Source organism: Rhizobacter sp. (assembly GCF_031412075.1).
GTDB lineage: Bacteria > Pseudomonadota > Gammaproteobacteria > Burkholderiales > Burkholderiaceae_C > Rhizobacter.
In genome coordinates this window covers 1-8,659 of sequence record NZ_JANOCG010000644.1, presented here as the reverse complement: position 1 = coordinate 8,659, position 8,659 = coordinate 1, and the positions used below count along the sequence as shown (strand labels likewise).

Genomic DNA, 8,659 nt, shown 5'->3' with positions numbered 1-8,659 from the left:
CTGGAAGCGCCGCTCCCGCGGCGCCACGTTGCTCATGAATCGCAATCGCTCACCAGGCCGCGCCTGGAGCCTGGCCCTGTTGACCGTCGTCCTGGCCGCTTGCAACACCACGCCGAAAGACGAAACCGCCGGCATGAGCGTGGAGAAATTGTATTCAGAGGCGAAGGAAGAAGCCGCCTCGGGCAGCTACGAACGCGCCGCCAAGCTGTACGAGCGCCTCGAAGGCCGCGCCGCCGGCACGCTGCTATCGCAACAAGCGCAGCTCGAGCGCGCCTACATCAACTTCCGCACCGGCGAGAAGGCCCAGGCGCTGGCCATCGTCGAGCGTTTCATCAAGCTGCACCCCACCAGCCCGGCCTTCGACTATGCGCTTTATCTGCAGGGCGTGATCAACTTCAACGACAACCTGGGCATCTTCGGCAACCTGGCCAACCAGGATCTGTCCGAGCGCGACCAGCAGGCTTCGCGCGATTCGTACCAGTCATTCAAGCAGCTGATCGAGCAGTTTCCCAAGTCGAAGTACACCCCCGACGCACTGGTGCGCATGCGCTACATCGTCAACTCGCTCGCCGCCTACGAGGTGCACGTGGCGCGCTACTACTACCGCCGTGGCGCGTACCTCGCGGCGGTGAACCGGGCACAGCAGACCTTGCAGGAGTTCCAGCAAGCGCCGGCCGCCGAAGAGGCCCTGGCCATCATGGCGCAAAGCTACGACAAGCTCGGCCTCGAGCAGCTGCGCGACGACACCCACCGCGTGCTGCGCAAGAACTTCCCCAACAGCGGTTTCATCGCCACAGCACCCGCATCCAAGTGAGCGGCCTCTAGAACGGCAGCGAGGCCACCGACAGGCTCTGCAACCAGGCCAGGGCCTCGGCTTCATTTGACAGGCGCGTCATCGGCGGCAGGGCTTCGCGCAGACGGCGGCCGTAGTTCATGCCCGCCATGCGCGGGTCACAGATCACCAGCAGGCCGCGATCGGTTTCGCTGCGGATCAGGCGCCCCGCCCCTTGCTTGAGCGACACCGCCGCTTCGGCCACGAAATAATCTGCAAACGGGTTGCGGCCTTCGCTCTCCAGGCGCTTGACGCGCGCCTCGACGAGCGGATCGTTGGGCGGTGGGAACGGCAGCTTGTCGATCAACACACATTGCAGTGCGTCGCCGGGCACGTCGATGCCTTCCCAGAAACTTTGCGAACCGACCAGCACCGAGCGCGGCTGGTTGAGAAACTGCTGCAGCAGCTGCCGCTTGGGTGCGCTGCCCTGCACCAGCACCTGGATGTTGTCGCCTTCGGCCTCGAAGCTGTCGTGCAGCTTCTCGCCAATGGTTTGCAAGGCGCGCAGCGTGGTGGTGAGCACGAAGGTGCGCCCCCCCAGCGCGCGCGCGCAGCGCCCCGCCAAGGTGGCCACCGCGCCGGGGTGACCCGGTTCGTTGGGTTTGGGGAAACCCGCAGGGATGTAGAGGCGCGCATGGGCCGGGTAGTCGAACGGGCTGCCCACGCGCAAGGTGGTGGCATCTTCCAGCCCGGCCGACTCGGTGAACCAGCTCAAGCGCTCGTCGTCACCCAGCGTGGCCGAGGTGAAGATCCAGGCCTTGGGCGCCGCCTCCATCTGCTCTCGCAGAGCGTCGCGAATGTCGAGCGGCGATTCGACCAGGCGCGCCTGGTGGGGTGACAAGTCGATCCAGCGCACCCGCCCCGGCGTGACGGGGCCACTGAACAAGACCGCCTGCCGCACGAACTGCGCGGCCCGCTCGGCCAGCTTGGTGAAGTCGGGGGCCAACTCGTCCACCGATTCGAGGCCCAGCTTGGCACAGTCGCAGGCCTCGGCAAGGCCTTGCAAGGCTTCGATGAAAGCATCTTGTTCGGCACGCTCCTCCCAGCGCAGCTTGAACGCACCCCGCACGTCGCGGATGGTGCCGGCCGCAGCCAGGCGCATCTCGCGCGCCGCGCGGTCGCACGCGCCCGCCAGTTCTTGCCAGGCCACCAGGCCACGGGCGTGCTGCAAACCGGCGCCCAGCATGTCGCGTGCAAAGTCGATCACCTGCGCACTGCCCAGCGTGCTGCCCAGGAACGCGACACCGGCTTCGGCCAACTGGTGGGCCTCGTCGAACACCGCCACCTCGACACTGGGCAAGAGCTCGGCGACACCGCTGTCGCGCAAGGCCATGTCAGCAAAAAAGAGGTGATGGTTCACGACCACCAGGTCGGCCGCCATCGCGTCGCGGCGCGCTTTCATCACGTGGCATTGACGGTACTCGGGGCAGTCGCTGCCCAGGCAGTTCTCACGCGTTGAGGTGACGAGCGGGATCACGCTGGAGCGTTCGTCCAAACCTTCCAGTTCGGCAAGGTCGCCGCTTTGAGTGGCACGCGCCCACACTTCGATCTTGGCCAGGGTGCGAACCGCCCAACGGTCGGGCAGCTCGGCCGAATGGCGAGCCAGGTTGAGCCGGTGCTGGCACAGGTAGCTCGCACGGCCCTTGAGCAAGGCCAGCGTGACCGGCAGTTTCAACGCATCGCGCAAGCGCGGCAGATCGCGCAGAAACAGCTGGTCTTGCAGGCTCTTGGTGGCGGTGCTAACCAGCGCACGCTTGCCCGAGAGCAAGGTCGGCACGAGATAGGCGAAGGTCTTGCCGACACCCGTGCCGGCCTCGGCCACCAAAGGTCGTCGCTCGTCGATGGCCGCCGCCACGTCTTGCGCCATGCGCTGCTGCACTTCCCGCTCGACATAACGCTCATCGGCTTGCGCCAAAGCGCCACCTGGCGCGAAGGCTTGCGCCACGTCGTCGCTGAGCAAGCTCATGCGGGCTCAGGCGGCTCAAGCCGCATTTCAAGCTTGGAGATCTGGTCTCGCAAAACGAGGCGTCGCTTTTTCAGGCGACGCAACGCCAAGTCGTCAGCGGGGCGATCTTCGGAAGTCTGGTCAATGAGCGAATCGAGGTCAGCGTGCTCCATGCGGAGCTCGATCAGTCGGCGCTGTGGCGAATGCAGGTTGTCATCCATGTGAGCGCGAATGAGAGCAGGAATGGGAACAAAGAAGCAAAGCGATTATAGTTTTCGACCATGAGCACCCCCCCAGGCTATCGATTGTCGGCAGCCACCGGCATTCACCGCGGTGACCGCGCCTACCAACAAGACCAAGTCGATATCCTGCCGCATCACCGTGTACCCGGCTGTGCGATGGCGGTGCTGGCAGACGGCATGGGTGGCAAGAGCGGCGGGCGCAAGGCGGCTGATCAAGTGATCCTCACAGCCAAGCAGCTGTTCGAGCGCTACAGCCCCAACCAGGATGACCCCTCCGAGCTGCTCAAGCAGCTCGTGCTCGAAGCGCACCTGATGATCAAGCTCACCGCCATCACGGCCGAAGAAGAACCGCACAGCACGGTCACCGCGTTCTTGATCAGCCCCTCGCGCGAATGTGACTTGATCCACGCTGGCGATTCGCGCATCTACCACTTTCGTGGCCCCGACATGGTCAAGCGCACGATTGATCACTCGTTCGTACAGCGCCTGGTCGATGAAGGGCAGATCACCGAAGACGAGGCCAACAGCCACCCGCAGTCGAACCTGCTGACCGGCTGCCTGGGCACTGTTCAAGACCCGCCTCTCACGCTGCACCACATCGACCACCTGGAAGTGGGCGACACCATCCTCGCCTGCAGCGATGGCCTGTGGCACTACTTCACGCCCAAGGAACTCGGCGCCATCGTGCACACGCTGCCGCCACGCGAAGCGAGCGAGATGCTGGTCAGCAAGGCGCGCCAGCGTGCGCGCGGGTCGGGAGACAACCTGTCTCTGGCCCTGGTGCGGCTCGATCCGCTGAGCTGAAACGCTTCAGGGTCTGGCCACGGCACTGCCCGGCACGGGCAGCGGTTTGGGCGGCTTGCGTGCTGCACGTTCCTCATTGCGCTTGATCACCGCCTGGCGATGCGCCTGGATCTCGCGCTGTCGGGACTCGAAGGCTTCTCGGTCGCGCTTTTCTGCGGCGCTGCGATCGGGTGCCGAAGCCTTGGGTGCCGAGGGTTTCGCCACTTTGGGCGCCCTCGCCTGTTGTGCTTTGGGCGCCTTGGGCGCGGCGGCAGGCGTGCTGTCCCTCACCTGGGCTTCTTTTGCCTTGTCGGCCAGACGCTGAGCTTGCGCCTCGGCGCGCTGGCGGCGTTCCGCTTCATCCAGCGCCAGCTCCTGGGTGCGCACGCTCTTTAGCGCCTCTTGCTTGTCAACCCGAACCTTCTCAAGACAAGGGGTGACCACAAACTGCTTGCGGCACGCCTCTTCAAGCTGCGCATGCTGCGCTTCGATCGAACTGCGTTGTTGTTTGAGTGCCTGCCGCTTCGCTGCGTCATCGGCATGCACCACACCGCACAAGGCCCACAGCAACACGACGGCGCGGGCCTTCATGTCAGGTCAGCGAGGTGTCGACATCACGCCGCGCCAGCGACAAGAACTCCACCGACTGCATCTCGCTCAGGCGCGAGGCCGTGCGCGGAAACTCGTGCGCCAGCGGCCCTTCGGTGTAGAGCGCCTCGGGAGCCACCTCGGCCGACATGATGAGCTTGACGCGCCGGTCGTAGAGCACGTCGACCAGCCAGGTGAAGCGCCGTGCTTCTGAAGCCAGGCGTGGCGACATCTGCGGCACGTCAGACAACAGCACGGTGTGGAACTGCGTGGCCAGCTCCAGGTAGTCGTTCTGCGAGCGCGGGCCGCCGCACAGCTGTTTGAAGTCGAACCACACCACACCACCGGCCTTGCGGCGAGCGCGCAGCTCGCGGTGCTCGATGTGCAACACCGGCGACTCGTCCTTGCTCTCCGCGAGCCGGGTGAAGGCGTCAGCCATCTCCGCATCGGCCGCTTGGCCCAGGGGCGTGTGGTACATCGCCACCTGCTCCAGCGTGCGACGGCGGTAGTCGGTGCCGTTGTCGACACTGATCACTTCCATTTTGTCCTTGAGCAGCTCGATGGCTGGCAGGATGCGGTCGCGGTGCAGGCCGTTGGGGTAAAGATCGTCGGGCTTGAAGTTGGAGGTGGTGACGATGCTCACCCGGTGCTCGAACAGCGACTCCAGCAGGCGGTGAAGAATCATCGCGTCGGTGACATCGGCGACGTGGAACTCGTCGAAGCAGATCAGCCGGTAGCGGCGTGCAATGCGCTTGCCCAGCTCGTACAGCGGGTTGACGGTGCCTTGCAACTCGGCCAACTCGCGGTGCACCTCACGCATGAACTCGTGAAAGTGCAGCCGCGTCTTGCGCGTGAGCGGCACGGCGTTGAAAAAACAATCCATCAGGAAGCTCTTGCCGCGCCCCACCCCGCCGTGCATGTAGACCCCACGCGGGATGGGCGGGCGCATCACGAGCTTGGTCAACGCATTGCTGCGGCGGGCCTTGTAGTCGGCCCACTCGGTCTCGCAACGCTCCAGTGCATCGACCGCACGCAACTGCGCAGGGTCGGCGCTGTAGCCCCGCTCCGCGAGGGTCTGCCCGTAAAGCGCACGAACCCCCACGTCTGCGCCCGCGGTCAAAAGTTGAGCGTGCGCTTGTCGACCGCGAGTGCCGCTTCCTTGGTGGCTTCGCTCAAGCTCGGGTGGGCGTGGCAGATGCGTGCGATGTCTTCGGCCGAGGCCTTGAACTCCATCGCCACCACGGCTTCGGAAATGAGCTCCGAGGCCATCGGGCCCACGATGTGCACACCGAGGATTTCGTCGGTCGTGGCATCGGCCAGGAACTTCACCATGCCCGTCGTGTCGCCCAACGCGCGTGCACGGCCATTGGCCATGAAGGGGAAGGTGCCCGCCTTGTAGGCACGGCCGGCTGCCTTGAGCTGCTGCTCGGTCTGACCCACCCAGGCGATCTCGGGCGAGGTGTAGATGACCCAGGGGATGGTGTTGAAGTTGACGTGCCCGTGCTGTCCGGCAATGCGCTCGGCCACGGCCACGCCCTCTTCTTCGGCCTTGTGCGCGAGCATCGGGCCGCGCACCACGTCGCCGACCGCCCAGACGTTGGGCAGGTTGGTCTTGCAGTTGTCGTCGACCACGATGGCGCCACGCTCGTCGAGCGTCAGGCCCACGGCTTCGGGGTTCAGGCCCTTCGTATGCGCAACTCGGCCGATGGAGACGATCAGCTTGTCGACATCGAGCGTTTGCGCTTCGCCCTTGGCGTTGGCGTAAACAACGCTCACGCCTTTCTTGCCGTTCTTCACTTCGCTGATCTTCACGCCCAGCTCGATCTTCAGGCCCTGCTTGGTGAAGGCCTTGTGCGCCTCCTTGGCGATCTGCTCGTCGACCGCGCCCAGGAAGGTGGGCAGGGCTTCGAGCACGGTGACTTCAGCGCCGAGGCGGCGCCACACCGAGCCCATTTCCAGGCCGATCACGCCGGAGCCGATGACCCCCAGCTTCTTGGGCACGCCTGCAATGCGCAACGCGCCGTCGTTGCTGAGAATGTTCTCTTCATCGAAGGCCGCGCCCGGCAGCGCGCGTGCACTGGAGCCGGTGGCCACGATGATGTGCTTGCCGATGATGCTCTCTTCGGCCGCACCACTCACCTTGATCTCGTAACTATCGCCCCCGGCTTTGACGAAGGAGCCGAGGCCATGAAAGAACGTGACCTTGTTCTTCTTGAAGAGGTACAGGATGCCGTCGTTGTTTTGCTTCACCACCGCGTCCTTGCGACTGAGCATCTTGGCGGAGTCCATGCTCAGGCCCGTGACACCAATGCCGTGGTCGGCAAAGTGCAGCTTGGCGTGCTCGTAGTTTTCGCTCGATTGCAGCAAGGCCTTGGACGGAATGCAGCCGACGTTGGTGCAGGTGCCACCGGGTGCAGGGCCACCCTTGGCATTCTTCCAGTCGTCGATGCAGGCGGTGTTGAAACCCAGTTGTGCGGCGCGAATGGCGGCGATGTAGCCACCGGGGCCGCCACCGATGACGACCACGTCAAAACTCTTGTTGGCCATGTTGATCTCTTAAATGTCGAACAGCAGGCGGGCCGGGTCTTCCAGCGCTTCCTTCATGGCCACCAGGCCCAGCACGGCTTCGCGGCCGTCGATGATGCGGTGGTCGTAGCTCATCGCCAGGTAGTTCATCGGGCGGATGACGATCTGGCCGTTCTCGACCACAGCGCGGTCCTTGGTCGCATGCACACCCAGGATGGCCGATTGCGGCGGGTTGATGATGGGCGTGGACAACATTGAGCCGAAGGTGCCGCCGTTGCTGATGGAGAAGGTGCCCCCGGTCAGGTCGTCGAGCGAAAGCTTGCCCTCGCCCGCCTTCTTGCCAAACTCGGCAATCTTCTTCTCGACGTCGGCAAAGCTCATCTGGTCGGCATTGCGCAAGATCGGCACCACCAGGCCACGCGGCGAACCCACGGCGATGCCGATGTCGAAGAAGCCGTGGTAGACGATGTCGTTGCCATCGACCGAGGCGTTGATCACCGGGTAGCGCTTGAGCGCCGCCACGGCCGCCTTCACGAAGAAGCTCATGAAGCCGAGCTTCACGCCGTGCTCCTTCTCGAACTTCTCTTGAAACTTCTTGCGCATCTCCATCACCGGCGCCATGTTCACTTCGTTGAACGTGGTCAGGATGGCGTTGGTGGCTTGCGACTGCAGCAGCCGCTCGGCCACTCGCGCACGCAGGCGGCTCATGGGCACACGCTGCTCGGGGCGGTCGCCCAGGTTGTTGGAGAGGGGTGCGGCCACGCTCGGCAGCGGCTTGGCCACGCTGGCGGCAACGGGCGCCACCACCGCAGCCGCAGCAGGCTTGACCGGGGCCGACAAGGCGCCCAGCACATCACCCTTGGTCACGCGGCCGTCTTTGCCCGTGCCAGGCACCGAGCCCGAGGCCATGTTGTTGTCGGCCATCAGCTTGGCGGCTGCAGGCATGGCCACGTCGCTCTTGGAGCCACCCGATGCTGCAGCGGGCGCTGCAGCAGTCGCCGGCGTGGTGGTCACCGGAACGGGCTTCACTTCGAGCGGGCTGACCTGGGCTACGGCCGTGGTGTCGATCTTGGCGATGACCTCGTCGCTGGTGCAGCTCTCGCCGTCGCCCTTGACGAGCTGCGCCATCACGCCGGCAGCAGGCGCCGGCACTTCGAGCACGACCTTGTCGGTTTCGATCTCGACCAGGATTTCATCGAGCGCCACGGCTTCGCCGGGCTTCTTCTTCCATTGCAGCAAGGTGGCTTCGGCCACGGATTCTGAAAGCTGCGGAACTTTGACTTCTACGATTGCCATTTCAATTCTTTCTGTTGTTCACCCCGCGCTGGTGGCCGCCTCCAGGCGGCCGAGCGCTTGGCGCAACACCGGCGCAGGGCGGCCGGTGTCACGCGCAGGACACATCACTTGGTGAGGACGAAACCCTTGAGCTTGCTGAATGCCTGGTCGAGCAGCGCCTTTTGCTGCTCTTGGTGCAGGTGGGCGTAACCCACCGCCGGCGATGCCGAGGCCGGGCGGCCGGCGTAGCCGAGCTTCTGGCCTTCCATCATGTTTTCGTGGATGTAGTGCTGCACGAAGAACCAGGCACCCTGGTTTTGGGGTTCATCCTGGCACCAGACCACGTCGGTCACGTTGGGAAACTTCTTCAGCTCGGTGGCAAACGCCTTGTGCGGGAAGGGATAGAGCTGCTCCACACGCACGATGACGGTGTCCCAGGCCTTCTTCTCGTCACGCCGCTTGATCAGG

8 protein-coding genes and 1 pseudogene are annotated in these 8,659 nt (G+C 64.6%); 2 read left to right on the top strand and 7 right to left on the bottom strand.

The genetic code is table 11. The features are described 5' to 3' along the window. The first annotated feature begins 34 nt into the window (after positions 1-34). Positions 35-814, top strand: a complete 780-nt coding sequence (locus RMO40_RS23900; RefSeq protein WP_309726179.1) for an outer membrane protein assembly factor BamD — start codon at positions 35-37, stop codon at positions 812-814. A gap of 7 nt (positions 815-821) precedes the next feature. Here the strand turns inward: RMO40_RS23900 and yoaA are convergent, their stop codons facing one another. Continuing rightward, on the bottom strand, positions 822-2,798 hold the full coding sequence (gene yoaA, locus RMO40_RS23895; protein ID WP_309726174.1) for a DNA repair helicase YoaA: 1,977 nt from the start codon (positions 2,796-2,798) through the stop codon (positions 822-824). Then, positions 2,795-2,998: a DUF465 domain-containing protein gene (locus tag RMO40_RS23890; protein WP_309726172.1), complete on the bottom strand. Its 204-nt coding sequence runs from the start codon at positions 2,996-2,998 to the stop codon at positions 2,795-2,797. The genes yoaA and RMO40_RS23890 overlap by 4 nt, the downstream gene beginning before the upstream one ends. Positions 2,999-3,058: 60 nt before the next feature. On the opposite strand from RMO40_RS23890, the gene RMO40_RS23885 reads away from it, so the two are divergent. Continuing rightward, positions 3,059-3,823: a protein phosphatase 2C domain-containing protein gene (locus tag RMO40_RS23885; protein ID WP_309726170.1), complete on the top strand. Its 765-nt coding sequence runs from the start codon at positions 3,059-3,061 to the stop codon at positions 3,821-3,823. Positions 3,824-3,829: 6 nt separating this feature from the next. Here the strand turns inward: RMO40_RS23885 and RMO40_RS23880 are convergent, their stop codons facing one another. From RMO40_RS23880 to sucA, 5 genes and pseudogenes are all read right to left on the bottom strand, one after another. Then, entirely contained in the window at positions 3,830-4,393 is a 564-nt protein-coding gene (locus RMO40_RS23880) for a hypothetical protein (protein WP_309726168.1), read from the bottom strand. Position 4,394: 1 nt separating this feature from the next. After that, the gene (zapE, locus tag RMO40_RS23875) at positions 4,395-5,492 is read right to left on the bottom strand and encodes a cell division protein ZapE (protein WP_309726176.1); all 1,098 of its coding nucleotides are present in this window, start codon (positions 5,490-5,492) and stop codon (positions 4,395-4,397) included. 14 nt (positions 5,493-5,506) lie between these two features. Continuing rightward, positions 5,507-6,937, bottom strand: a complete 1,431-nt coding sequence (gene lpdA / locus RMO40_RS23870) for a dihydrolipoyl dehydrogenase (RefSeq protein ID WP_309726166.1) — start codon at positions 6,935-6,937, stop codon at positions 5,507-5,509. A gap of 9 nt (positions 6,938-6,946) precedes the next feature. Continuing rightward, positions 6,947-8,212 (bottom strand): 2-oxoglutarate dehydrogenase complex dihydrolipoyllysine-residue succinyltransferase, encoded by a 1,266-nt coding sequence (gene odhB, locus RMO40_RS23865; protein ID WP_309726164.1) that lies wholly within the window; start codon positions 8,210-8,212, stop codon positions 6,947-6,949. Between the two features lie 104 nt (positions 8,213-8,316). Continuing rightward, positions 8,317-8,659, bottom strand: a pseudogene (sucA, locus tag RMO40_RS23860) (2-oxoglutarate dehydrogenase E1 component); the annotation flags it as partial.